Annotated in this window: 25 protein-coding genes and 2 pseudogenes; 15 read left to right on the top strand and 12 right to left on the bottom strand. The window is 61.6% G+C overall.

Going from position 1 to position 22,074, the window contains the following annotated elements:
• The 3 genes and pseudogenes from ABIB56_RS15140 to ABIB56_RS15130 all read left to right on the top strand — a co-directional run.
• Positions 1-159 (top strand): annotated as a pseudogene (locus ABIB56_RS15140) (IS30 family transposase); the annotation flags it as partial.
• A gap of 185 nt (positions 160-344) precedes the next feature.
• The gene (locus ABIB56_RS15135) at positions 345-1,166 is read left to right on the top strand and encodes an oxidoreductase (RefSeq protein ID WP_354570060.1); all 822 of its coding nucleotides are present in this window, start codon (positions 345-347) and stop codon (positions 1,164-1,166) included.
• A gap of 37 nt (positions 1,167-1,203) precedes the next feature.
• Positions 1,204-1,743 carry a TetR/AcrR family transcriptional regulator gene (locus ABIB56_RS15130; RefSeq protein WP_354570059.1) on the top strand — a complete coding sequence of 180 codons (540 nt, stop codon included), beginning with the start codon at positions 1,204-1,206 and terminating at the stop codon, positions 1,741-1,743.
• A 101-nt stretch (positions 1,744-1,844) separates the two neighbouring features.
• On the opposite strand, the gene ABIB56_RS15125 is transcribed toward ABIB56_RS15130, so the two are convergent.
• The 7 genes from ABIB56_RS15125 to ABIB56_RS15095 form a co-directional block, all read right to left on the bottom strand.
• Positions 1,845-1,976, bottom strand: coding sequence for a hypothetical protein (locus tag ABIB56_RS15125; RefSeq protein ID WP_354570058.1), 132 nt, complete (start codon positions 1,974-1,976; stop codon positions 1,845-1,847).
• 425 nt (positions 1,977-2,401) lie between these two features.
• Positions 2,402-2,731: a hypothetical protein gene (locus ABIB56_RS15120; protein ID WP_354570057.1), complete on the bottom strand. Its 330-nt coding sequence runs from the start codon at positions 2,729-2,731 to the stop codon at positions 2,402-2,404.
• Between the two features lie 690 nt (positions 2,732-3,421).
• On the bottom strand, positions 3,422-3,796 hold the full coding sequence (locus tag ABIB56_RS15115) for a VOC family protein (protein ID WP_354570056.1): 375 nt from the start codon (positions 3,794-3,796) through the stop codon (positions 3,422-3,424).
• Positions 3,797-3,872: 76 nt separating this feature from the next.
• Positions 3,873-4,580: a helix-turn-helix transcriptional regulator gene (locus ABIB56_RS15110; RefSeq protein ID WP_354570055.1), complete on the bottom strand. Its 708-nt coding sequence runs from the start codon at positions 4,578-4,580 to the stop codon at positions 3,873-3,875.
• 46 nt (positions 4,581-4,626) lie between these two features.
• Complete coding sequence (locus tag ABIB56_RS15105) at positions 4,627-4,872, bottom strand: hypothetical protein (protein WP_354570054.1); 246 nt, start codon at positions 4,870-4,872, stop codon at positions 4,627-4,629.
• 169 nt (positions 4,873-5,041) lie between these two features.
• Positions 5,042-5,764: a hypothetical protein gene (locus ABIB56_RS15100; RefSeq protein ID WP_354570053.1), complete on the bottom strand. Its 723-nt coding sequence runs from the start codon at positions 5,762-5,764 to the stop codon at positions 5,042-5,044.
• A 407-nt stretch (positions 5,765-6,171) separates the two neighbouring features.
• The gene (locus tag ABIB56_RS15095; protein ID WP_354570052.1) at positions 6,172-6,540 is read right to left on the bottom strand and encodes a hypothetical protein; all 369 of its coding nucleotides are present in this window, start codon (positions 6,538-6,540) and stop codon (positions 6,172-6,174) included.
• A 155-nt stretch (positions 6,541-6,695) separates the two neighbouring features.
• Between ABIB56_RS15095 and ABIB56_RS15090 the strand changes: the two genes are divergently transcribed.
• The 4 genes from ABIB56_RS15090 (at position 6,696) to ABIB56_RS15075 (ending at position 10,044) form a co-directional block, all read left to right on the top strand.
• A complete protein-coding gene (locus ABIB56_RS15090) occupies positions 6,696-7,541 on the top strand; it encodes an ABC transporter ATP-binding protein (protein ID WP_354570051.1) in 846 nt (281 codons plus the stop codon).
• A complete protein-coding gene (locus ABIB56_RS15085; RefSeq protein ID WP_354570050.1) occupies positions 7,538-8,389 on the top strand; it encodes an ABC transporter permease in 852 nt (283 codons plus the stop codon). The genes ABIB56_RS15090 and ABIB56_RS15085 overlap by 4 nt, the downstream gene beginning before the upstream one ends.
• Before the next feature lie 189 nt (positions 8,390-8,578).
• Positions 8,579-9,487, top strand: coding sequence for an ABC transporter substrate-binding protein (locus tag ABIB56_RS15080; RefSeq protein WP_354570049.1), 909 nt, complete (start codon positions 8,579-8,581; stop codon positions 9,485-9,487).
• Positions 9,484-10,044, top strand: coding sequence for a carboxymuconolactone decarboxylase family protein (locus tag ABIB56_RS15075; protein WP_354570048.1), 561 nt, complete (start codon positions 9,484-9,486; stop codon positions 10,042-10,044). Before ABIB56_RS15080 ends, ABIB56_RS15075 begins: the two co-directional genes overlap by 4 nt.
• On the opposite strand, the gene ABIB56_RS15070 is transcribed toward ABIB56_RS15075, so the two are convergent.
• On the bottom strand, positions 10,028-10,684 hold the full coding sequence (locus tag ABIB56_RS15070; RefSeq protein ID WP_354570047.1) for a GntR family transcriptional regulator: 657 nt from the start codon (positions 10,682-10,684) through the stop codon (positions 10,028-10,030). The genes ABIB56_RS15075 and ABIB56_RS15070 overlap by 17 nt on opposite strands.
• 6 nt (positions 10,685-10,690) lie before the next feature.
• Here ABIB56_RS15070 and ABIB56_RS15065 point away from each other — a divergent pair, with 6 nt between their 5' ends.
• From ABIB56_RS15065 to ABIB56_RS15045, 5 genes are read left to right on the top strand one after another with little or no spacing between them, the layout of a single operon-like run.
• Complete coding sequence (locus tag ABIB56_RS15065; protein ID WP_354570046.1) at positions 10,691-11,611, top strand: alpha/beta hydrolase; 921 nt, start codon at positions 10,691-10,693, stop codon at positions 11,609-11,611.
• A complete protein-coding gene (locus ABIB56_RS15060) occupies positions 11,548-13,032 on the top strand; it encodes an FAD-dependent oxidoreductase (RefSeq protein WP_354570045.1) in 1,485 nt (494 codons plus the stop codon). Before ABIB56_RS15065 ends, ABIB56_RS15060 begins: the two co-directional genes overlap by 64 nt.
• Positions 13,029-14,369: an amidohydrolase family protein gene (locus ABIB56_RS15055; protein WP_354570044.1), complete on the top strand. Its 1,341-nt coding sequence runs from the start codon at positions 13,029-13,031 to the stop codon at positions 14,367-14,369. The genes ABIB56_RS15060 and ABIB56_RS15055 overlap by 4 nt, the downstream gene beginning before the upstream one ends.
• Before the next feature lie 39 nt (positions 14,370-14,408).
• Positions 14,409-15,278 (top strand): fumarylacetoacetate hydrolase family protein, encoded by an 870-nt coding sequence (locus tag ABIB56_RS15050; RefSeq protein ID WP_354570043.1) that lies wholly within the window; start codon positions 14,409-14,411, stop codon positions 15,276-15,278.
• Between the two features lie 32 nt (positions 15,279-15,310).
• Positions 15,311-16,192: a VOC family protein gene (locus ABIB56_RS15045; RefSeq protein WP_354570042.1), complete on the top strand. Its 882-nt coding sequence runs from the start codon at positions 15,311-15,313 to the stop codon at positions 16,190-16,192.
• 85 nt (positions 16,193-16,277) lie between these two features.
• Here the strand turns inward: ABIB56_RS15045 and ABIB56_RS15040 are convergent, their stop codons facing one another.
• Genes ABIB56_RS15040 through ABIB56_RS15030 form a run of 3 tightly spaced genes read right to left on the bottom strand, consistent with a single transcriptional unit; the run spans position 16,278 to position 18,774 of the window.
• A complete protein-coding gene (locus ABIB56_RS15040) occupies positions 16,278-17,447 on the bottom strand; it encodes an acetyl-CoA C-acyltransferase (RefSeq protein WP_354570041.1) in 1,170 nt (389 codons plus the stop codon).
• Positions 17,444-18,070: a CoA transferase subunit B gene (locus ABIB56_RS15035; RefSeq protein ID WP_354570040.1), complete on the bottom strand. Its 627-nt coding sequence runs from the start codon at positions 18,068-18,070 to the stop codon at positions 17,444-17,446. Before ABIB56_RS15035 ends, ABIB56_RS15040 begins: the two co-directional genes overlap by 4 nt.
• Entirely contained in the window at positions 18,070-18,774 is a 705-nt protein-coding gene (locus ABIB56_RS15030) for a CoA transferase subunit A (RefSeq protein WP_354570039.1), read from the bottom strand. Before ABIB56_RS15030 ends, ABIB56_RS15035 begins: the two co-directional genes overlap by 1 nt.
• A 107-nt stretch (positions 18,775-18,881) precedes the next feature.
• Between ABIB56_RS15030 and ABIB56_RS15025 the strand changes: the two genes are divergently transcribed.
• Positions 18,882-19,655: an IclR family transcriptional regulator gene (locus ABIB56_RS15025; RefSeq protein WP_354570038.1), complete on the top strand. Its 774-nt coding sequence runs from the start codon at positions 18,882-18,884 to the stop codon at positions 19,653-19,655.
• Positions 19,656-19,862: 207 nt separating this feature from the next.
• Here the strand turns inward: ABIB56_RS15025 and ABIB56_RS15020 are convergent, their stop codons facing one another.
• A complete protein-coding gene (locus ABIB56_RS15020) occupies positions 19,863-20,279 on the bottom strand; it encodes a winged helix-turn-helix transcriptional regulator (protein ID WP_354570037.1) in 417 nt (138 codons plus the stop codon).
• A gap of 212 nt (positions 20,280-20,491) precedes the next feature.
• On the opposite strand from ABIB56_RS15020, the pseudogene ABIB56_RS15015 reads away from it, so the two are divergent.
• Positions 20,492-21,284 (top strand): annotated as a pseudogene (locus ABIB56_RS15015) (oxidoreductase).
• A 214-nt stretch (positions 21,285-21,498) separates the two neighbouring features.
• Positions 21,499-22,074, top strand: a complete 576-nt coding sequence (locus ABIB56_RS15010) for a recombinase family protein (protein WP_354570036.1) — start codon at positions 21,499-21,501, stop codon at positions 22,072-22,074.

Raw genomic sequence — 22,074 nt, 5'->3', positions numbered from 1 at the left:
ACTGATCTTTCGTTTCACGGGCCCGGGATCCTCGCCAACGTTGCCGCGGAACTCAATGCGCGACCACGAAAACGCCACGGCTACCACACCCCCGCAGAAGTCCTCACCGAGCTACTCTTGAATCCGTCAAATCAAGCCGGTGTTGCGACCACCACCTGAATTCGCCGCATCTAACCACGGTCGATGCAGGATAAGAGCAGCCCATGTAGGCGACATTACCCTCACCCGCCGGCTCGCCTTTGGCGAGGTACTCGTAGGCAGAGCGCCGTCGAATCAACATTGACATAAACTGAATTTGGGTTCACTATAGTAGGTGAATACACATTCACGTTAGGAGAATCGTCATGTCCGAAAAGGTTGCGCTTGTAACAGGTGGCTCGTCGGGGATCGGTGAGGCGACCACTGTCGGGCTTGTCCGCCTCGGCTACACGGTGTACGCGGGCGCCCGCCGGCTCGACCGGATGGAAGGCCTCCGAGCACAGGGCGTCAGGACTTTGTCGCTAGACGTCACTGACGAAGGTTCTCTTCGCGCGGCAGTGTCAACGATCGAGAAGGAGGCGGGGAGGATCGATGTTCTCGTCAACAATGCCGGTTACGGTTCCTACGGCTCTGTCGAAGAAGTAACCCTCGAGGAGGGGCGTCGGCAATTCGACGTCAATCTCTTCGGAGCGATGCGCCTGACTCAGCTCGTCATCCCGGTGATGCGCCGACAGAAATCAGGCCGGATCATCAACATCAGCTCCATCGGCGGAAAGATCTACACACCCTTCGGAGCCTGGTATCACGGCACCAAGTTCGCCCTTGAAGGGATGAGCGATGTGCTTCGCGCCGAGCTGAAGCCATTCGGGATCGGTGTCGTCGTGATCGAGCCCGGCGCCATCAAAACCGAATGGTCAGGAATTGCGGCGGAATCTGTGCTGCAGACCTCAGGGGACGGGCCCTACGCCACGTCGGCCAAAAGACTAGCTGCGTCCTTTACGACGGGACCGTTTCACGACCGCGCCTCGGATCCCTCGGTTATCGCCAAGACGATCTCCACCGCCGTCACCGCCCGAAATCCCAAGGCCCGCTACGCTGCCGGCTTCGGCGCTCGGGGCGTACTGCTGGCCCGACGACTACTCTCCGATCGGAGCTTCGATAGGCTCATGTCCCGCTCGATGGGATAGTGGCGGTTCGAAGTGCCTTAGGCAGGAAGGGATGGCCATGCGGGTAGATGCACGTCGCAATCAGGTTCGCATCCTTGAGGCCGCTCGGGCGCAGATCACGCAAACCGGCTCGGATGTGTCCATGGAGCAGATTGCGAAAACGGCCGGCGTCGCCGTCGGCACGCTGTATCGGCATTACCCGACAAAAACCGATCTCGTCCAGGCCGTGCTCACAGAGTTTTCCGGTGCACTCGTCAACTGGGTCGAGGAGGCCTCTCAGACCCTCGCGGCCCCAGGAGACGCAATGGCCCGGATCGTCACCCTGCTGACCGATTTCGTCGAGGAGGCAGCACACAATCAGGCCGTCAAAGAAGCTGCACTCGTTTTCGACGCCGCCTACCTGACCCCGGAACTCGAAGACCGGGGAAGAAGAGCTCTCCAGATTCTCGTGGCCGCTGCCAGAACCGACGGCAACTTGAGGGACGGCGTCACGGCGGACGACATCTTCCTTCTGATGCTCAGCGCACCCAGTACCCTGCCGCAAACGGCTCGGGCGCGTTGGTTGAACATCATCCTCACTGCCATTCGACCCGGTTGACATTCCGCCCAGCGGGACGCGGCAACTAGTCCGGAGGACGACGACGAAGTTCAGCCGAACGAGAGCGTTCGAACCGGCCGCCCCGTTTCGCTCTGTGTGGTCTAACCGAGTTCGCGGCCGATGTTGTGGATGGCGGTAAGGAGTTTGATGTTGAAGTCAACGCCGAGCTGGTTGGGGATGGTGATCAGCACCCAGTCAGCAGCGTCCAGTGCCTTTGTCGCGGACGAGGGCATCCACGGCAGCGTGCCACTCCACCCGCGCCGTAAGCGGAACCTTCAGCGGGATTTCTCGGTTACGAGAGCGGTTCCTTGCGCGTGGTTAGCGGCCGGTGACTATCGCGAACGTCGCCAGATGATGAGGGCTATGAAAGACAGGACGGCGAACATCGTGGCAACCGCTAAAATCGTCCATCCACCGAGTAAGTCTTCTGGGCTAGGTGTGATCGCACCGTAAATCAGGCCGGCAAGTATCGCGGCCAAGCAGAGCATGAGAAAGATGAATGCGACGAGACGCGCGGGATGCATGAGAGAAGCATCACACGGCACTCTTATCACTGGCGGCCGGCCGCGGTGAGGGCGTCGACCGCCGCTTGCGGGGCCGGTCGTGCTTTGCGGTGTCCGTTAGCCGATTGCGGGCCGGGCGACCGCAACCGGAACGGCTAGCGGTCGGGCTCGACCGGGAGTGAGAGGGCGCGCCCGTAACTTTGCCGGTCAAACCGAGTGTGGGTAGAGACGAGAAGGTGTGGGGTGTTGATTCGGCGGGCCCAGTCGTCGGCGAACGGTAGTTCGGTGATCTTGCGAAGCCCTGCGCGCCAGGCCGGCACGAGTTCGGTGAGGTTGCGCCGTTCGGGTTGATCCTCGAAGCTCGTCGGGTTCGGTAGTGATTTTGTGGACCAGTCCCATGCGGCGTATGCCTCGAGGTCGACTCCGTTGGCAAAGATGCCGGTCCGTCGGGGATCGTCGATTGCCAGCAGCTCCTCGATCGACATTGCGTCGAGCCGCGCTTGCGCCGCGGAGTCGACCGGGTGAGGGATACGGTCGAAAGAAAGGTCTGCGACTGCGTGGGCCCATGCTGTATTCCATGCGTTGAGAAGTTTGTCATTTTCGACGTTTCCGGCCGCGCAGATCCGCCGCCGTCCGGCGCAGGGTTGACACCCGGAAGGTCGACACCTTCCATGTTCCACGCCTCACGAACGAACAGCAGGAACATTAGTTTGCCCGAGCTGTTGTCGATGGTGATTGCCATGTCCTGCGGCCACAGGTTGGAAGGATCTGGCTGAAACGAGCGCATTCACCCAGTCTGAGGATCGGTTGCAGTTCAAACAAGGTCCGCGCCAGTTTGCGGATGAAGGTGACCGTGAATTCCCCGGCGCGAATTATCACCCACCGCGTAGCCCTTGAGATGCAGGTGGGAACGTCAGGTGATAACCAGCAACCTGAGCGCCCTACACCGAATTCCAGTTGGTCATGCCGTCCGTTAGCCGGACGATCAGCGGACGGTATTTCCCGTCATAGTGAGAGCACGCTCCGGACCACTTTGGGGCTGTATTGGCCGCTCGCAAGAGGAACGGTGTGCGGACGTTTCTCGGGATGAATAGCCGTCTTGGATACGTAATGCAGAGTGGGTCGGTTGTCGCGACGATGCGGACTCACTGGCCCCGCTAGTTGGATGATTGTGTTCAGTTTGCTGGCTTCGAGAAGAGGTTGACGAGGTTGCCGTCGGGGTCACGGAACAGGGTGGACCGGTTGCCCCATGGCATCGTTGTTGGCTCGAGCACGATGTCTTCGAGAGTGTCCCTGAGTCGGGCGAACTCCGCGTCAACGTCGGTAACAAGAAACTCGATCATCACTGAGCTGTTGTTGCCTGGGGTGGGGGCGTGCTCTCCGAGCATCGCGACCGTCGCGGTGCTCGCGATTGCGAGAACGCTCGTCCCCGTTCGTATTTCGGCGAAGACCGGTGCCGGTCGCGCCGCAATTGTGTCCGTGACAACCTGGTAGAACTGGGCAAGTCGGTCGACGTTGTTGGTGATGATCCGGATGGATGCAAATTCCATGGTGTTCCCTTCGGTCGGCCTCGCTGGCTCGACACCACAATGCTGCCGCTGTCTGGCGACACCGTCCTGTCGGTGTTTAGCGTTCTGGCATGCCCGTATTCAGGGTTCGTAACTCTCCGTTCGGGATATCGAGGTCCTCGATGGTGAACGATCGACGCGGTGATCGTTCACCAGTCGACACCGCGGCGCTGATTCGGTTTCCCTTGAACGCGCGCAAGGCGTTCCGGAGACGGCACCAGGCGATTAGGTACCAGTCACGTCCCTTTCCGACGTAACCGAGGGGCTCGATTTCCCGGGAAGTCACGGCGCCCGCGCGGTCTAGATAAACAATTTGGAGCACGTTCCTGGTGCGGAGAGCAGAAGCAAGTTCCGTCGGCATCTCAACTGCGGGGCCGTCTTCAAGAAAATGGATACGGGTGGCGAGTTCCGCGGTCTCGCCCAGGCTCCGGTCATCCATCACCGCAACAACTTTCCGCAACGCAGAAGTCGCTGCGTCGCGGAAAGGACTACTCGCTAGCATCCCGAGCGAGATCGTGACCGCGAGCGCTTCGTCGACGGTGAAACCGAGCGGTGCAAGGGTGTGCGCCGGATCCAGGCAGTACCCGCCGGTCCGGCCGGGTTCTGCCCAGATGGGCACCCCGGACTGTTGCAATGCTGACAAGTCCCGTTCGATAGTCCTGGAACTGACATCGAACCTCAAGGCGAGCCACCGGGCGCTCCGCGGCCGAGGCGCTACCGCACGCAACTCCTCCACGAGCGCATACAGGCGATCCGTGCGATTCACACATCCACTTTAGATTCCAACGATTCGAGTGGCTACTCCGGGCTCTTCACCAGGGGGACATGGACGGGGCGTAACGGGAGGTGAAGATCTTTTTCATCCCACCGGGGCGCGGCACGGCCATATCGTCGATCGAGTCCGCCCTGGCGATCGTCCCGCCCGCCAGCGAAGAGACTTCCTTGTCGGCGTTGGCTCCTGAGTAGGTCGAGACACTGAACCACCGGTTAGCAATTCCACGAAGATCGGCCCCCTCGGCAAGACGCACGATCGACAGCCAACATGAGGTTCGGATCATCGGATGAGGCGACGGCGGTCCGGGTGGCGTGAGAACGCGCACCTGTGAGATGACCTTCGTATCGGCGAATGGGGCCCTAGGCAAGTCCTATTTATCCTGATCAGGAAGGCGCATTCCGCTTGATGCACCAACTTAACCTCATATCCATCAATGGATCGAGGCTGAAAAGTTACTGCTGCAGCACGACCCCTGCGGAACCAACGTTGTCGTCTCCGCAGGTGACGCTCTCGGCCGTCTTCACTCGCGGGTCCGAGGCAGTGACTCCGGTGGCAATCGTTGAGACCGCGCCGTTCGACGCCGTCCCTCCATCCGCGCTCAGCTTGACGATAGTCTGCGTGACCGTGAACGTGCTGCCGTCGCCCTTCGCAAGGTAGCCGACCAGGTTGCCGGATACGCAGCCGACTCCGGTGCCGTTGCCGCGCAGATCCTGCAGGTCGAAGGTGTACGGCACGCCCTTACTGTCTTTCGGCTGCACGAAGGAGCAATTGACGATCACGTGCACGTACGCACCGCGACCATCGGACAACAGCGAAATGAATCGCGACCCCAGCTTCGACACAAAACCGCCTCGGGCGATTGGGGATGCCGACGAAACGTCGTAGGAGAACGTCGCGTTAGAGGCTGTGGTCACCCCGAACTCCGTCCGACCATTGACTCGCGCGATCCATTCGGTATCGGCTTTACCGTCACCGTCGACATCCTGGGTCGCTTTCGTGACCGCTCCTGCCGGCACAGTCTTTCCAGGCGTCGCCGGGCATCCCGCCGCAGTTGTCGCCGAGGATGAAGGGGTAGTGGACGGCGAATTCGTCGCGGGCGTTGAGCCGGTGGTGCATCCCGAGGCGAGAACCGTGAAAGTGGCGGCAAGGACTATGACCGGAATGATTCGTCGCATCTCCCCAAGCTAGACGATACGAGGCGCTCAGTCTCTTGATTGGGGACGAGGGCTTCTCTCGTTTTGCTTGACTCGTTCGACCGGCGTGTACCAGCTCTTGATGCGTCAAATCGTTGCCCAAGGGACGATCACCGGGCACTCCCACGCCACCATTGGTATCGATACGTCCGCGGGCGCATGGTCGTGCGTTTGACCTGCCCGACATTAAGCCCGATGACCGGGCGTGTTACGGACGCGCTCGAGGGCCTCAATCGGCCCTCGAGCAGCAACGCGTGGCTTGCGAAACACATAGTTTTGCGAGACCACCGACATCCGTCGTGATCGTGCCGTATAAGACGATCAGCACACTACCGTCCGACTCGCGGCCGTCACCACTACCGTTCGGTATTGACCGTCTGCCCTTCCGCCTATCCGACCCTTCTCGAGGTCGCTTTTGCTGAGCACGTAGAACTCCCACTGACCGATGTCGAGCGGATCGTAGGCATCGTGGTCCGTCGCGGTCTGCCCGCCGAACACCTATACATGCGCGTTGAACTGCCGTCCGCCCGGGTCGTCGCCGTGCCGCGGGTCGTACCTCGCGCCGCGAAGCCCGAGAACTCGATCCGCGACAGACGCCGCTGCTCCCACACCTGCAGGGACGCCGACGACTTCACTCCGACGCGAATCCAGCCGTCGACGAGCAGGTCATACGCGTCCCACCCGATGCGGCGCACGTCACCGAAGCCGACCGCCCTCGCCACGAGGAACTCCGCGAGATACCCGCGTGCGCTATTCATCCGGAGGTCCGACATCGCTAACCGCCAGAAATCAGTCACCGACGCATCCACGCCAACGAAAGACTCCGGGACCGTTCGGAGAATTACAAAATTGTGTTGACATTCCAAAGTTATCGGATAGATAGTTAAGAGTTGCGAGCACGAAAGGCGCGAAGATGCCCGAACCCGAGTTTGTAGGAGTCGCAGGTCGACCTGCGGGACGTCGAATAATCCAGTCGGCGACGGACATTCCACATGTTGGACAGCCCGTGGTCAAAGTCGACAGTCTGACTCACTGGTTTCCGTCGTTCAGGGGCGCCCATACTGCGTTGTCGTCCGTCTCCCTCACGATCAACCGGGGTGAGTTCGTGTGCATCGTGGGTCCCAGCGGCTGCGGCAAAACGACGCTGTTGAACATGATCGCCGGCCAGTTGAAGCCTGAGCGCGGCAGCGTTGTGGTGACGACCGATGCGCCGCCCGCATCCGCGATCGGCTACATGTTCGCTCGCGATTCCCTTATACCGTGGCGGGACATTCACCGCAATGTCGAGTACGGCTTGGAACTGCGCGGGGTCGGAAAACGGCAGCGCCGTCAGCGTGCTGAGGAAATGGTTCAACTGGTCGGGTTGAGTGGGAAGGGTCACTTGCTTCCGCAGCAACTCTCACATGGCATGCGCCAGCGCGCGAATCTCGCACGAACACTGGCCATGGACCCTGAACTGTTGTTGGTCGACGAGCCTTTCGGTGCCCTGGATGCTCAAACGAAGGCCCGCCTGCAGGTCGAGTTCCTGCGGATTTGGGATGGCATGGGCAAGACCGTCGTCTTCGTCACCCACGACCTCAGCGAAGCGGCGCTGATGGCCGATCGGATCATCGTGATGAACCAAGGTGAAGTGCGGCGCGACATCCGCGTCGACTTCCCGCGCCCACGTGACCTCGACACACTCCGCTTCGAACCGATATTTCAGGAACTCGTTCGATCCCTTTGGGATCTCCTCTCCGAGGAGCCGGATCACTCATGACCACTGTTCCACTTGCTCCAGAAATAGTTGGGGAAGGTACCGTCGAACTCGAACAAGCCATCGCTGCGTCGTGGGTCAAGACGACGAAAGAACGCCGCCATCGAAGCCTGCTCGTGCGAGTCCTACAGGTCGCGAGTGTGCTTGCGTTCCTGTCTCTCTGGGAGCTCTTCGCCGCACTCGGCGCACTGAACCCGCTGTTCTTTTCGCGGCCGAGCGCGATCGGCGCATTCGTTGTCACAAACTGGACCAGCCTTTGGAGCGACACGCTTGTCACCCTGAGCGCGACCCTCATTGGTTTTGCGATCGGAAGTATCGCGGGTACCGCAGCGGCGTTCGCTATCTCGTCGATTTCGCTTCTCGATCGAGTACTTCAGCCTTGGATCTCTGTGCTGATGAGCATTCCGCGGGTTGCGCTCGCGCCTCTGTTCTTACTGTGGTTCGGAATCACCCAAACGTCCAAGATCGCCCTCGCAATTTCGATCGTGTTTTTCATGGTGCTGGTCACCACCGCTTCCGGCATGAAGACCGTTTCTCCAGACCTGATCTCACTTACCAGCGCCTTTCATGCCAGCCCCTGGCAGCGATTTCGGACAGTCCTTGTCCCGTGGTGCGTCCCTGCGATCATGGCCGGGCTGCGCCTTGGCGTCGTAACGGCCGTCCTCGGCGTGGTGTCATCGGAGATCGTTGCCTCAAGCAGCGGACTTGGCCAAAAAATTGTTCTTTACGGACAGAACTTCAACTCGGCAGGGGTCTTCGCGGTGCTCGCACTGCTGGCCATCATCACGACAGCCATGAACGCCATCATCGCCTGGGCCGAGTATCTCCTGCTGCGTTGGCAGCGCGCGTAATCCAACTTCCGCCTTGCCCCTCAAATGTCGATGCGACGTCGCATCGCGTCCATGAAAGGAATCCTCATGCACAAGACCACATTCCTAGCCGCCACTGCCACCGTTGCCATGGCCGCTTCTCTGGCGGCATGCAGTTCAGTAGGGTCCGGGTCAAGTCCGGCACCCACCTCAACTGCCGACAATACCCCGGTGACCCTGACGTACAGTGCGCCGGTCCCCGGTGCGCTTCCGTTCCAACCGGTCAATGTGGCCATCGCCGAGGGCTACTTCTCCGACGAGAACATCACGGTCCAGGTCAATCAGACATCGCCGCAGGCACTGCCTGGTGCTTTGGTCGGAGGCCAGATTGACATGTCAGCAGATGTTGTCTACAGCGTTGCCACGTATCTCCAGAACGGGGTTGGCGTCAAGTTCGTCTCCGGACTCAACGGCAACGTCGACTTCACGCTGGTGGCCGCCAAAGGCGCAAACATTCCCAACCCAGTCGGACCGAACGGATGGAAAAAGTCATTTGCCGCCCTCAAAGGCAAGTCGATCGGCGTTGCCGCGAAAGCCGGCCCGATCGGTCTCACCGTCACCGAGCTGATGAAGGAGGCGGGCGTCCCCGCTGGCGATTTCACCCTCATTAACACGCCTGGGGCTGTCGCGGGCAACGCTCTGGCGGCGGGCCAGGTTGCCGCGGTCCTCACTGGAGGGGGGTACGACGCCCCCCTGATCGCCAACGGCCTGGGGGTCAAGGTACTCACTCTTGGTGGCGATGTCCCGGAGTTCAAGGATCAGTCCAACGCCGCCGTCTTCATGAGCACGAAGGCGCTGGATGCTCACCCCGGCGTGGCAGCTCGCATCCAGAAGGCCGTCGCACGGGCGATCGTTTTCATGAAGAAACCAGCGAATGCTGATGCGGTCACCAAAATCGTACTTGCGGCTGGTGCCCCGAGTACTCCCCAGCTGGCGAGCCGGATTCAGGGCTACAACTACGATTCGACCCTCTCGATTGCTGGTCTCGACGCGGGTTTCAAGTGGGCCAAGACCGTCGGCATCTCACAGAGTCGTGTCAACGCAAAGACCACGATCGCAGAGGGCGCTGCCACTAAGTGAGCTCATCCCCTGAGAGCGAACGGGCGCGCAAGGTCCGCGACGCCATCGTCGGCGGACCTCGCGCGTCCCGTTCACCCTTCCGTCTCGTCCTCGAGGACGGAACGCTTGCCGGACCCTTCGAACTGATGACGCGGTTTCCGGAGGTCGGCGGACCACTTCAGGAACTCGGAGCCGCCATCCGCTTCGACACGTCGCTTTCGGCGAGGGTCCGCGAGATCGCGATTCTGTCCATCGCCGGCGAGAGTGGGTCGACTTTCGAGCGGACTGCTCATGAGGCGGTTGCCAGGCAGGTGGGCATGATGGATTCGGAAATACAGCAGTTGGCCGACGACACTTTCGTGTCTGACCGTTCGGTCGAGGTACTCACCGCGAACATCGCACGACGTTTGACTGCGTCGCTTGTCACTCCTTCCGAACTGCGCAGCGTTGATGATCGGACTGCCGCAGAGTTAATCGTGCTGGCTGGCTATTACCGGATGATCGCGCAGCTGTTGGCCCATTTCGATCGAGATCAGGCTGCGCAAATCGCCGGTGTCGATGTCACAGAGCAAGGTTGAAGTAGTGGGCGGTCATGCGAATGTGTTCGCGAAGGATCTCGGGTCCGCCGAGGGCGTCTCGCGTGAGCGCTGCATTGCGCAGCGCAAAATGCTCCCGGTCGCGCTGCGCGCTCTGCTCGGGGCTCATCGCTCCCACGGAAGAGGACCGATAAAGCTCCGCGGCGTCGCGCAACTGCATCGTCACGACGATGAGGCGGTGGTTCGCGCAGCCTTCGATCAGCGCCTCGTGGAATTGTCGGTGGGACGAAACCCAGGATGCGTCGTTCCGCTGACCGTCGATGTCGTGTTGGGTTCGATCGAGCCGGTGATATGCGGCAGTGACAGCCGACTCCCACTCGAGAGAACCATCTTCGATCGCGCGGCGAAAAGTCTCCCCCTCCAAAACGCAACGCGTCTCAATCAAATCCCGCAGGTCCTGTTCCGACACCGGCGTCACACGAAACCCCAACTGCGGCGCTGCGACCACCAGCCCCTCCGAGCCGAGTCGGATGAGCGCCTCACGCACCGAACCAATGCTCGTCCCCAAGCGAGCCGCCAACTCGGCCAGCGGGAGCTTCGTTCCCGGTGTGAGGACACCGCTCAGAATCTCCGACCGTAGCTGTTCTTGCACAGGCTCGACGCGCGTTCGTGGGATTGACATAGGACCATGATTTCAAACTTAAGGAACATTTTGAAAGACCAACACTCGCGACAATCCACGCAAAGACTCACTTTTCGGTTGCCGAACCTTGCCGACAGATCTGTCCTTGTCGACTTGTATGAAGCCGAGAACCTAGACGCTCCAGCTGTCGTCTATGTTCACGGTGGCGCATGGGTGATGGGTGACCGCAGAGATCACTCCCGCCGGTTGACCGCTCTCCAAGATCGGGGCATCACCGTCGCGTCAATCGATTACAGCCTCGCAACCGTAGCCTCGTACCCTGCGCAGGGCGAAGAAATTAATGCGACTGCTGCCTGGCTTCGCGCGACTGGTCGGAGCTCGATCGTTGCGATGGGCGCCTCGGCAGGTGCACACCTTGCTGCCCTATCGGCTTTCAGTTCCCCACACAGCTACGCCGGCTTCGTTGGACTCTTCGGACGCTACGACCTCGGCGCTGCGGCTCGGGCCCTAGTTCCTGCCCCTGGTCTGCCGATTCCCGCCGAAATACTGCACGCTGCCCCATCCGCCGCGTCAAAACTCAGCCACGATGAGCGCCTCGCCCTCCTCGCGGGGGTGCCCGTGGATCAGCTGACAGAGGAGGTGCTTGCACGGATAAGTCCATACAACATCCTCAGCAAGGAGGGACCCCGACTCCTTCTGATGCACGGGACCTCCGACGGCGTCGTCGACTACCGCCACGCCGAACGGCTTCGTGACCGTGCAGAGCAGTTCGGCGTGGAATGCAATCTCGTCCTCGTCCACGGGGCAAATCACGAGGATCACGCCTTCGAAGAGCCGTGGGCGATGGACCAGATTGCTTCATTCATCCATTCGTCACACAACCCCAATCTAAGGAGCACCACATGGAAGCCGACGTCATCGTTGTCGGAGCGGGACCGTCAGGTCTCACGGTTGCCTCGGAGTTAGCGCGACAGGGCAGCACCGTAATCGTTCTGGAGCGAAGGAATGAGCCTGTCCAATCGCGCGCGGGAACCATCCTGCCCCGGGTGCTCGAGCTACTCGACTATCGCGGTCTTGCCCAACATTTCATCGGCCGGGCGACGGAGATCCGCAGCAACCCCTTCATTACCGCCCACATCTGGGCCGGTATGCAGCCTATCTTCTGGCGCAATCTTGGGACCGAGTTCCCTTATCGATTGATCCTGCCGCAGAACATCACCGAAGAGGTCCTGAGCGAGGTGGCCACGGATCAGGGCGTGACCATCATGTTCGGCCACACCCTCGACCAACTGGAGCAGTCGGACGATGGCGTACTCGTGGGCACGGCCCGCGAAGACGGCACACGGACCCAGTTCCGGGCCCGGTATGTAGTAGGTGCCGATGGAAGCCGCAGTTCTGTCCGCGCTCTCTCCGGTATCGACTTCCCTGGCCATGACGGCACCTTCACCGGCATCATCGCGGACATCCCGATCAACATGAACTGGCCCGGGGGCCGCGGGATGCGAGATAACAAGTACGGCTGGGCTACCTCCTTCCCCTTCGGGGCTGACGGGAAGTCGACCAGGTTCAACATGGTCCACGCCGACCGACGATACGCCGACAGGTCCGAGCCAGTCACGGTAGAGGAGGTTCGGATGGGTCTCGAGCAGATCTTCGAGCGACCGATCGAATTTGATCAGCTGACCTGGGCGTCACGATTCACCGATGCCATGCGGATTGCCACAAAGTTCAGGAGCGGGAGAGTCTTCCTCGTCGGGGAAAGCGCGCGAATCCACTACCCCTCCAGTGGAGTAGGCATGAACTTCTGCATTCAGGACGGGTTCAACCTGGGCTGGAAACTCGGTCGGGTCGTCGCAGGCACTTCCCCCGAGGAAATCCTCGATACCTACGAAGCTGAGCGTCGGCCAGTTGCGGAAGCCCTTCTGGAAAGTGTGCGGGCCCAGTGCGCCATTCAGTTCGACTTCACCGATGAAGGCATCTCCTTCAGGCGGATGTTTAGCCGCAATCTGCTCCCGCTTCCTCAGGTGAACCGGGAGATCGCGCTTCAGCTCAACGGCCTGACGGAGCCGTACGCCACCAGCATCGGTTCGCACGCAGCTGTTGGGCGTCCGGTGCCGCCGTTGACCGTCCAAACAGTCGATGGGCTCTACCGTTTGCCCGAGTTGCTTTCAGGCGCCGAGTTCGTCCTACTTGATCTGAGCGGAGACGGCTCCTTCTCCTCAGCGACATACCCTGGCGTTCGGATCGTCAATGCAGTGCTCCCGACCCCCCCGGAGGATTGGGGCGAACTCAAGGGTGTTCTGATTCGCCCGGACGGCTATGTCGATTGGGTGATCGACAACATCGGATCCGACACTGTTCCTCTCGACCGGTGGGCAGTGGCATGAGCAGACTTTTAGTCAAAGGCGCCACTGTCATCACCGTCGATCCTGCAATAGGCGTATTGCCACGCGGAGACATCCTGATCGACGGCGACCTGATAGCCCAGGTAGGCCCGGCAATCAACGAGAGTGATGCAGAGATTGTGGATGGGACGGACTGGATCGTCACCCCCGGGTTTGTTGATACCCACCGGCACACCTGGCAGTCAGCCATTCGGCACAGCTACGGGGACGTGGATCCGCTCAGCTACTTCCGCGAAGTTCTGGACGGCATTGGGACCAGGTACGCGCCGGAGGATGTCTACGCCGGCACTCTGCTTGGAGCGGTGTCGGCGGTGAGTGCTGGAACCACAACCCTCTTCGACTGGGCCCACATTCAGAACAGCCCCGCGCATTCAGATGCCAGCATCCGCGCGTTGACCGAAGCGGGTATCCGCGCCGTTTTTGGTCACGGATGGCCGCTGGTCAACGATGGGTCCTGGACCGACAACAGCGCATTGCATCATCCGGATGACATCCACCGCATCCACCGCATGTTGGATGAGACCCGGGGTCTCGTCAGTCTGGCCGTCGCGGCTCGAGGTCCTGAGATGGCTTCACAGGAGGTGTGGGAAGGGGAGGTCGCATTGGCCCGAGAGATGGGCATACGTCTCAGCGTGCATGTTGGCGCCTATGCGCGCAACGCGGAGGTTCATGCCGTGGCCCGTTACGCGGAGCGCGGTCTCCTTGGCGCCGACCTGACCTTCGTGCACTGCAACAACCTTGCCAACCGCGAACTCGACCTCATTGCTGACTCCGGAGCCACGGTCTCGCTGGGGCCGCATTGCGAGCTCAACTCGCAGGGCGTCGGCGACATCCCGCTCGACCGGCTGCTTGCTCGCGGAGTTCGTCCCAGCCTGAGTGGCGACACCGAAACCAAATGTTCTGGCGACATGTTCACTCAAATGCGGGTCCTCTTTGGCTACTACCGATCCTGGGTCGGAGGGCATCACAGCGAGGTAGCTGAGCCATACGCACTCAAACTCGCCGATGTTCTCGAGTTCGCTACTTTGCAGGGCGCCCGGGCCCTCGGTATGGATGACCGAATCGGATCGATTACGCCGGGAAAGCAGGCAGATCTCGTCTGCATCCGCGCCTCCGACCTCAATATTGCGCCGGTGAGCGACCCTGTCGCGGCGGTGGTCCTGGGAGCGCACGAGGGCAACGTCGACACGGTCTTTATCGGTGGCCAGTACCGAAAGCGTGCAGGCCGCATGGTGAGCGACCCACGCGGGGTCGTTGAAATGGCGCGCGAGTCACGAGACCGCTTGATGGTCTCGCACCGCGGTCGTTCCGCAGCCTGATCCGCCCGCTGTCCGCGACCCGAGAGAGAGGAACTTTCAATGAAAATCGCCAACGTCAATGGACGAGCCGTGCTGATGACTTCCGACGAGAGCGGAGTGGATATCGCTGAACTCAGTGGGGGACGATACGGTCCCGATCTGCCAGCACTCTACGAATCATGGGGCGAGTTCCTGCAGTGGGCAAGGGCAGCCGAAATGTCAGACGCCCCTGCTCTGGGGGTGCAGAGAGAACAACTCGGCAGCCCGTCGCCCGCGCCACGTCAGGTTGTAGCGGTCGGCCTAAATTACCGCGAACATGCCGCAGAAACCGGCTTCGCCCTGCCCGGGGCTCTTCCACCAACCTTCACGAAGTTCCCCTCGAGCATCACTGGCCCCGATACCGCGGTTGAGCTGCCGATTGGCGGTCACACCGATTGGGAGGTCGAGTTGGTACTGGTCATCGGCACGGGCGGGCGACGCATCCGGGTTGAGGATGCCTGGTCTCACGTCGCCGGGGTGACTGTTGGCCAGGACCTGTCGGAGCGCATCACCCAAATGGAAGGGCCAGCACCCCAGTTTTCGCTGGGCAAGTCATTTCCAGGCTTCACACCGATGGGCCCCTGGTTGGTCACCGCCGAAGAGCTGGCCGATCCTGACGATCTCGAGTTGGGGTGTTCGATCGACGGCACAGTAATGCAGCTCGGGCGCACGTCGGATCTGATATTTCCGGTCGCAGAGCTTGTAGCAAAACTGTCCGAAGTGCTCACGTTCGTGCCGGGAGACGTCATCTTCACCGGCACGCCAGCAGGAGTAGGTCTCGGCCGTAGTCCGCAACGTTTCTTGCAAGCGGGGGAGACGCTCTCCACCTGGATCGAGGGAATCGGGGAAATCCGGCAAACGTTCGTCGCCCCCACTCAGGCGTCGAGTTAATTGATATTTCGCAGAGAGTATTGGACTAAACAATGACAGGAACTGGACTGATCACCTCACTGGGCTACGTATCTATGCGGGCGAGGGATCTCGATGCCAACATTCGCAGCGCTGTCGAGGTACTGGGGTTGAATCAGGTCGAGTCGGCTAAGGGGAAAGTCTTTCTCTCGGCTCAAAGCAACCACCACGAGATCGTGTACAGCCGGGGTGAAACTGACTCTGTTGACCACATCGGGTTGGTGGCACGCAACGCTGGAGCGCTGGAAGAGGTGCGTGAGAACGTGCGCCGTGCTGGCTATTCGATCGTGTCGGAGCAACCGATCGAGGACGCGATCGAGCAGGGCTTCGCCTTCGTCGGCCCGGAGGGTTTCACCTGGCAGGTCTACATCGAACCAACCAGCTACAGCATGGTGAAGCTGGGTGGGTTCGGGCCCGACCGCTTCGGACACGTGAACATCCAGGCTGTTGATACCGTCGCGATGCGTGACTTCTTGATTCGCGTGCTTGGTTTTCGCGTCTCAGACCAGATCGGCCAGGATGCGGCCTTCTTCATGCGCTGCAACAACGACCATCACGGCGTGGCAGTTTTCAAAAGCACTCGCGCGGCAATGCACCACCACGCCTGGCAGACTCAAAGCATTGCGGACCTCGGTCGTCTGGGGGACCGACTGGCGCGCCGCGGATCACGACTTGCTTGGGGCCCCGTGCGCCACGGCGCTGGCGACAATATTGCCGTGTACTACCTTGAGCCGACGGGCGCTGTCATTGAGCTCTACACAGACCTCGAGCGGATTTTTGACCCCGAACGGCAAACGCGTTTGTGGAAGGAGGACGATCTCTATTGGATCAACCAATGGGACGGGCAGGTTCCTCCTGGCTTCCTTGACCATGGCGCCCCACCTGAACCACGATGAGATTTCTCGCGGTTGGGGGATGCGAGTGGCCCTGGGACGATCAACGAATGACCCACGAGCGTCGACCATGAGTGCATTCGCCTAGCTAGATCGCCTCGAGGACAACGGCCGATCCTTGGCCACCCCCGCCACAGATTCCGGCGCCCCCGATCGAACCGGGCCCCAGGTCCGCGAGTCGACGGGCGAGGAGCCCGACTATTCGCGCGCCCGATGCCCCAATCGGATGCCCCAGGGCGATAGCTCCGCCGTGCCCGTTCACGATTGTTGGATTCACGCCGAGCCGCAGCGTCGAATGCACTACGACGGCGGCGAACGCCTCGTTGATCTCGACCGCCGCGAGATCGGTCACCCCGTAGAACGAGCGAGCGAGCGCAGCATTGATAGCGTTAGCGGGTTGAGCATGAAGGGACACGTCTGGGCCGCTCACGAAGGCGTGCGACACGATGCGAGCGTGGCCAGTGAGCCCGTTGGCGGCAGCGTAGTCGCTGCTCACGAGGACTACCGCGGCTGCGCCGTCAGTGATCTGGGAGGAGTTGCCCGCGGTGACGGTGCCCCCTTCGCGGAACGCCGCGCGGAGCCTACCGAGGCTCTCAGGAGTGGTCTCCGCGCGGAGGCCGTCATCGTCGGTGACCGTCACAGTCGTTCGACCAGGGACCGTGAATGGGGCAATCTCCTCCCTGACCAGCACCCGTGATGCCGCGAGTCGGCTGTGCGAGGACGCGGCGAACACGTCCTGTTCCTCACGGCCCAACGACAGTGACGTGTTGAACTCGTCGGTCGAGAGGCCCATGCTGCGCCGCTCGAATGCGTCGGTGAGCCCGTCGAACTCGAGCGTGTCGATCAGCGCAGCCGGGCCGTACTTCGTGCCCTGGCGTGAACCAACCAGCACGTGCGGAGCGAGCGACATCGATTCCTGCCCAACCGCGACAACGACGTCCGCCTCCCCTGCGTCTATCATCCGGTGGCCGGCGACAACCGCTTCCATGCCAGACAGGCACACCGCGTTGAGGGTGATCGCCGGCGTAGACATCGGGATGCCGGCCGCTACCGCTGTTTGCCGTGCGGGGTTCTGTCCTACCGCCGCTTGAAGCACCTGCCCAGCCACGACGTACTCGACGCCCTCTGGGGTTATCCCGGCGGCGGCGAGGGCGGCGGCTACAGCATGTGCACCCAAGGTCGGCGCGGGGACGTCTTTGAAGACACCATTGAACCTGACGAAAGGAGTCCGCGCGTAACCGACGATCAGGGTGCTCATGCGAACGTTGTTCCGGTCTTCGCACCGAGTTCTTCAACGGTCACCCCGGGTGCCATCTCGCGCAGGGTGAGTCCTGCATCCGACACATCGAAGACAGCGAGGTCGGTGATGATCACGTCGACGCAGCGGCGACCGGTGAGGGGGAGGGTGCACTTCTCGACGATCTTCGGGCGGCCGTCCTTGGCGAGATGGTCGGTGATGACGACCACGTGGGGGGTGCCCGCGACGAGATCCATCGCCCCACCCATGCCCTTAACCATCGCGCCGGGCACCATCCAGTTGGCGAGGTCGCCCCGCGCCGAGACCTGCAGTGCGCCGAGCACGGCGGCGTTGATGTGTCCGCCGCGGATCATGCCGAACGAGGTCGCAGAGTCGAAGAAACTTGCGCCCGGGTTTGCCGTGACGGTCTGTTTGCCGGCGTTGATGAGGTCTGCGTCCTCGTCGCCCTCGAAAGGGAAAGGGCCGATGCCGAGCATGCCGTTCTCACTTTGCAGCGTCACGCGCATCCCAGCAGGGATGTGGTTGGCCACGAGCGTCGGGATGCCGATGCCGAGGTTCACGTAGTCGCCGTCTTTGAGACCGCGGGCAGCGATCGCTGCCATCTCGTCGCGTGTCCAGGCCATCAGTTCGTCCTCCGTGGTCGTGTGGTTCGCTGCTCGATGTCCTTGTCGCGCGTTGTGGTCACGAGACGCTGCACAAAGACACCGGGGGTGACGACTGTGTCTGGGTCGAGGTAGCTATCCTCGATGAGCTCTTCGACTTCGGCGATGGTGACGCGGCCGGCAGTTGCGGCGAGCGGGTTGAAGTTGCGCGCGGTGTGCCGGTAAATGAGGTTGCCTTCCAGGTCGCCGCGGCGTGCGTGAACCAGAGCGACGTCGGCGACAATTCCAAGTTCGAGGAGGTACTCCTCGCCGTCGAATTCCCTGGTCGGCTTACCTTCGGCGATCGGGGTGCCGACGCCGGTCTTCGTGTAGAAGCCCGGGATCCCGGCACCTCCGGCGCGCAGTCGTTCAGCGAGTGTTCCTTGCGGGGCGAACTCGACCTCGAGGGTGCCCGCCAGATATGCGGCAGCGAATCCCTTGTTCTCGCCCACGTAGGAGGAGATCACGCGGCGGACCTGCCCGCTCTCGAGAAGGATTCCGAGTCCTTTGCCATCAACTCCCATGTTGTTCGACACGACGACCAGATCTTTGACCCCCGTGTCACGGACGGCGTCGATGAGATCAGCGGGGATACCACTGAGCCCGAAGCCGCCGACGGCGAGGGTCATTCCATCAACGAGCAGCCCCTCAAGGGCCTCACGCGCGCTTGGCCACAATTTCAACATTGAAAGACTCCTGCTCACAAGGTGGACGATCCTAGACTGCCAGCACGCAGGCGGTTTGATCGAAATCTGAGCAACATGTGGCGGAACTGCCGTAGCCTGACCACATAGTGAGCACAATCCAGGGTGGGCAAGTCGTGGCCCGCGTCGCGAGCATCCTCCGCGAGCTCAGCATCAGCGGCCCCAGCGGCATTCGCACGAGCGAGCTTGCTGTCGCCCTCGGCCTAGCCAGACCGACCGCCTACCGAATGTTGCGCTCCCTCGCGGCTGAAGGGTTCGTGGACCTCGATTCCAACACTGGGTGCTGGTTGCTCGGACCCGAGCTGTTCGTGATGGGGGCGGTCGCGGCCAGCCGCTATGACGTGACCGCAACGGCCGCGCCATTCGTGCAACGCCTCGCCGCCCTCACGGGCGAAAGCGCATTCCTCTCCGTGCGCCGCGGCGACGAGACCGTGTGCCTGATCCGCGAGGAAGGCAGCTTTCCGGTGCGTTCGTTCGTGCTCTACGAGGGTGTCCGGTTCCCACTCGGCGTGGCGTCTGCCGGGCTCGCCATCCTGTCGTTCTTGCCCGACTCCGAAGTCGACGCGTACCTGCGTCGCGCCTCTCGGCTTGAGAGCGAGTGGGGCCTGAGCCATTCGGCCGCTGACATCCGTGCGCGCATCGCCGGAACCCGGCGGAGTGGGTTCGCCGTGAACCCCGGCCTCATCGTCGAGGGCAGCTGGGGAATGGGGGCGTCAGTCTTCGACGATGCGCGCCGACCGCTCTACGCGCTCAGCGTCACAGGCATCGAGTCACGGTTCTCGGCAGATCGCCGCCCCACGATAGGGAGGATCCTCCTCGAAGAGGCGCACGCACTCTCGAAGCGTCTGGCATCACCCGCCTGACCCAATGGGCGACCGGAGCGGCCCGTTGAAATCCACCATCGAGCAGATCTTGAAAGCGTTCGATGTCTCGTACCCCTAGGGTTACGAGGCATCTCGTCGACCGCATCGGGGGTCAACGATGTGAGTCGCAGAAATAACTGGCGTGGCTTTCGCAGAACTATCTGGCGCGTCTGTAGGCACGATTGCCAGCCTCAAGCGATCGGGCGCTCAGGCGATGCTTTTCTGCCGGTTGGCGAGGACCTCGTCCATATACGTCTCGGCCCAAGACTTGAGGCCGCGGATGGTGTATTGCAGAGAGAGCCCCAGCTCGGTTAGTTCGTAAGAAACCGTGACCGGCACGGTCGGCGTCGCCGTCCGGGAGACAAGGCCATCGGCCTCCAACGATCGAAGTGTTTGGGTGAGCATCTTCGGACTGACGCCCGCCAGTGTGCGCGAAAGCTCTGAATAGCGCAATGCTCCGGCCGTCCCCGCACAGTCGGGGCCGCTGCCGAGAGCGGTCAATATCAACGTCACCCACTTGTTAGAGATCCGGTCCAGCAATTTCTGACTGGGGCACACCGCAAGAAACGCGTTGTACTTTGCCTTGCTCTCGGCTCGCTTCTCGGATGCCGTCATCGTGGTCATGGGTTGCCCGTCTCGCTCTGGGGTGACTAACGCACCCGGAAGTGCGTACTTCCGAACAGGAAGCTACTACCTCATACTCGCTCAAGGAGCCAGTCGGCACCATCCCCAGTTTCGTGCGAAAGGCAATACTCGTGACCACTCTTCCCCTAACGCTTCCCGGAGGCACCTGGAACCTCGGTGACCTCACCGTCTCCCGCTTCGGATACGGGGCAATGCAGCTTGCCGGCCCCTGGGTCATGGGTCCGCCGGCCGACCGTGACGCGGCGCTTGCGGTGCTTCGCGAGGCTGTCGCCCTCGGGATCACGCACATCGACACGAGTGATGCCTACGGGCCACGTGTCACCAACGACATCATCCGTGAGGCGCTCCACCCCTACCCTGAATCACTTCACATCGTCACCAAAGTCGGCGCGAATCGGGACGATCAGGGCGGCTGGCCAACAGCCCGCCAGCCTGACCAATTGCGGAAGCAGATCGGGGAGAATCTCAAAGCCCTTGGCCTTGAGACGCTCGGCCTTGTCAACCTCCGGCTCGGCAACGGAGAGGGCCTCGTGGCAGGCCCGGTAGGTGAGGTCATTCCAGGCCCTCGTGGACATGCAAGAACAGGGACTGATCCGGCACCTCGGTGTGAGCAACGCGACCCCGGAGCAGGTGGCGGAGGCCATGGACATCGCGCCGATAGTCTCCGTGCAGAACATGTACAACCTCGCCTTCCGTCAGGACGATGAACTGATCGACATGCTCAACACACAGGGAATCGCCTACGTGCCTTTCTTCCCACTCGGTGGTTTCAGCCCGCTCCAATCTGACGCGCTCTCCGCGGTCGCGTCGCGGCTGGACACCACACCTATGTCAATCGCTCTCGCCTGGCTACTGCAGCGCTCACCCAACATCCTGCTGATTCCCGGGACCTCATCTGTCACCCACCTTCGCGAAAACATCACCGGCGCTGGACTCTCGCTCTCAGCCGACGACATCGCCGAACTCGACAAGATCGGACAATAACCGGCCAACGACGCGCTCAGTCGTGAAAGCGACCTAAGCCCGAGCGCGTCGGCACCCTCGGTGCAGCCCCCCCAGCCCGGCGAACTCCAGCACGCCCACGGACGACCGTCCACGAGACACATTGGTCATCAAGACGCCGAATCGGCGTGTTGTGTTCCATCGCTCGTGTCCGAGACCTATGTACTGGGAGGTACCTCAGAGGGACAGTTTAGGTATGGCATCCGTTGGCTACGCCCGCGTCTCGACTCGACTCGAGAGCAGAATCTCGACGCGCAAACGGATGCCCTCGAAGCGGCCGCATGCATGCAAGAAGGTGTTCATCGAGCAGGCCTCTGGGGTTCTGGCGAAACGGCCGGCCTTGGATGATGCGCTCGACTGTCTCCGGGATGGTGACACTCTTGTGGTCACGAAGCTTGACCGGCTCGGCAGGTCCGTCCGCAACCTGAAAGAAGTCGTCGACGGGCTCGAGCGGCGAGGTGCCGGCCTGAAAGCCCTCTCCCAAGGAATCGACACGACAACTCCAGGCGGGCGGTTGTTCTTCCACATGCTCGCCGCGATCGCTGAGTTCGAGCACGATCTCATCGTCGAACGCACCAAAGACGGATTGGCGGCTGCGAGGGCCCGCGGCCGGAAAGGCGGCGGTCGCTCGAAGATGATGGTCACGAAGGCCCGGCAGGCGCGAGCGATGTATGACGAGAAGACGTACACGGTGCAGCAGATCGCCGAGACATTCGGGGTCTCGCGTGGAACCATCTACCGGCACCTCGGCGAAGATGCCAGCTCCGCATAG

The sequence above is a fragment of the Glaciihabitans sp. UYNi722 genome, from assembly GCF_040549465.1.
GTDB lineage: Bacteria > Actinomycetota > Actinomycetes > Actinomycetales > Microbacteriaceae > Lacisediminihabitans.
This window is presented reverse-complemented; position numbering and strand designations above follow the sequence as displayed.

Excerpts from the sequence above, each read along its gene's own strand:
- ABIB56_RS15135 (WP_354570060.1), top strand. The coding sequence starts at position 345 with ATGTCCGAAAAGGTTGCGCTTGTAACAGGTGGCTCGTCGGGGATCGGT.
- ABIB56_RS15130 (WP_354570059.1), top strand. The coding sequence starts at position 1,204 with ATGCGGGTAGATGCACGTCGCAATCAGGTTCGCATCCTTGAGGCCGCT.
- ABIB56_RS15125 (WP_354570058.1), bottom strand. The coding sequence starts at position 1,976 with ATGCCCTCGTCCGCGACAAAGGCACTGGACGCTGCTGACTGGGTGCTG.
- ABIB56_RS15120 (WP_354570057.1), bottom strand. The coding sequence starts at position 2,731 with ATGTCGATCGAGGAGCTGCTGGCAATCGACGATCCCCGACGGACCGGC.
- ABIB56_RS15115 (WP_354570056.1), bottom strand. The coding sequence starts at position 3,796 with ATGGAATTTGCATCCATCCGGATCATCACCAACAACGTCGACCGACTT.
- ABIB56_RS15105 (WP_354570054.1), bottom strand. The coding sequence starts at position 4,872 with ATGATCCGAACCTCATGTTGGCTGTCGATCGTGCGTCTTGCCGAGGGG.
- ABIB56_RS15100 (WP_354570053.1), bottom strand. The coding sequence starts at position 5,764 with ATGCGACGAATCATTCCGGTCATAGTCCTTGCCGCCACTTTCACGGTT.
- ABIB56_RS15095 (WP_354570052.1), bottom strand. The coding sequence starts at position 6,540 with ATGAATAGCGCACGCGGGTATCTCGCGGAGTTCCTCGTGGCGAGGGCG.
- ABIB56_RS15090 (WP_354570051.1), top strand. The coding sequence starts at position 6,696 with ATGCCCGAACCCGAGTTTGTAGGAGTCGCAGGTCGACCTGCGGGACGT.
- ABIB56_RS15085 (WP_354570050.1), top strand. The coding sequence starts at position 7,538 with ATGACCACTGTTCCACTTGCTCCAGAAATAGTTGGGGAAGGTACCGTC.
- ABIB56_RS15070 (WP_354570047.1), bottom strand. The coding sequence starts at position 10,684 with ATGTCAATCCCACGAACGCGCGTCGAGCCTGTGCAAGAACAGCTACGG.
- ABIB56_RS15065 (WP_354570046.1), top strand. The coding sequence starts at position 10,691 with ATGATTTCAAACTTAAGGAACATTTTGAAAGACCAACACTCGCGACAA.
- ABIB56_RS15060 (WP_354570045.1), top strand. The coding sequence starts at position 11,548 with ATGGAAGCCGACGTCATCGTTGTCGGAGCGGGACCGTCAGGTCTCACG.
- ABIB56_RS15055 (WP_354570044.1), top strand. The coding sequence starts at position 13,029 with ATGAGCAGACTTTTAGTCAAAGGCGCCACTGTCATCACCGTCGATCCT.
- ABIB56_RS15050 (WP_354570043.1), top strand. The coding sequence starts at position 14,409 with ATGAAAATCGCCAACGTCAATGGACGAGCCGTGCTGATGACTTCCGAC.
- ABIB56_RS15045 (WP_354570042.1), top strand. The coding sequence starts at position 15,311 with ATGACAGGAACTGGACTGATCACCTCACTGGGCTACGTATCTATGCGG.
- ABIB56_RS15040 (WP_354570041.1), bottom strand. The coding sequence starts at position 17,447 with ATGAGCACCCTGATCGTCGGTTACGCGCGGACTCCTTTCGTCAGGTTC.
- ABIB56_RS15035 (WP_354570040.1), bottom strand. The coding sequence starts at position 18,070 with ATGGCCTGGACACGCGACGAGATGGCAGCGATCGCTGCCCGCGGTCTC.
- ABIB56_RS15030 (WP_354570039.1), bottom strand. The coding sequence starts at position 18,774 with ATGTTGAAATTGTGGCCAAGCGCGCGTGAGGCCCTTGAGGGGCTGCTC.
- ABIB56_RS15020 (WP_354570037.1), bottom strand. The coding sequence starts at position 20,279 with ATGACCACGATGACGGCATCCGAGAAGCGAGCCGAGAGCAAGGCAAAG.
- ABIB56_RS15010 (WP_354570036.1), top strand. The coding sequence starts at position 21,499 with ATGGCATCCGTTGGCTACGCCCGCGTCTCGACTCGACTCGAGAGCAGA.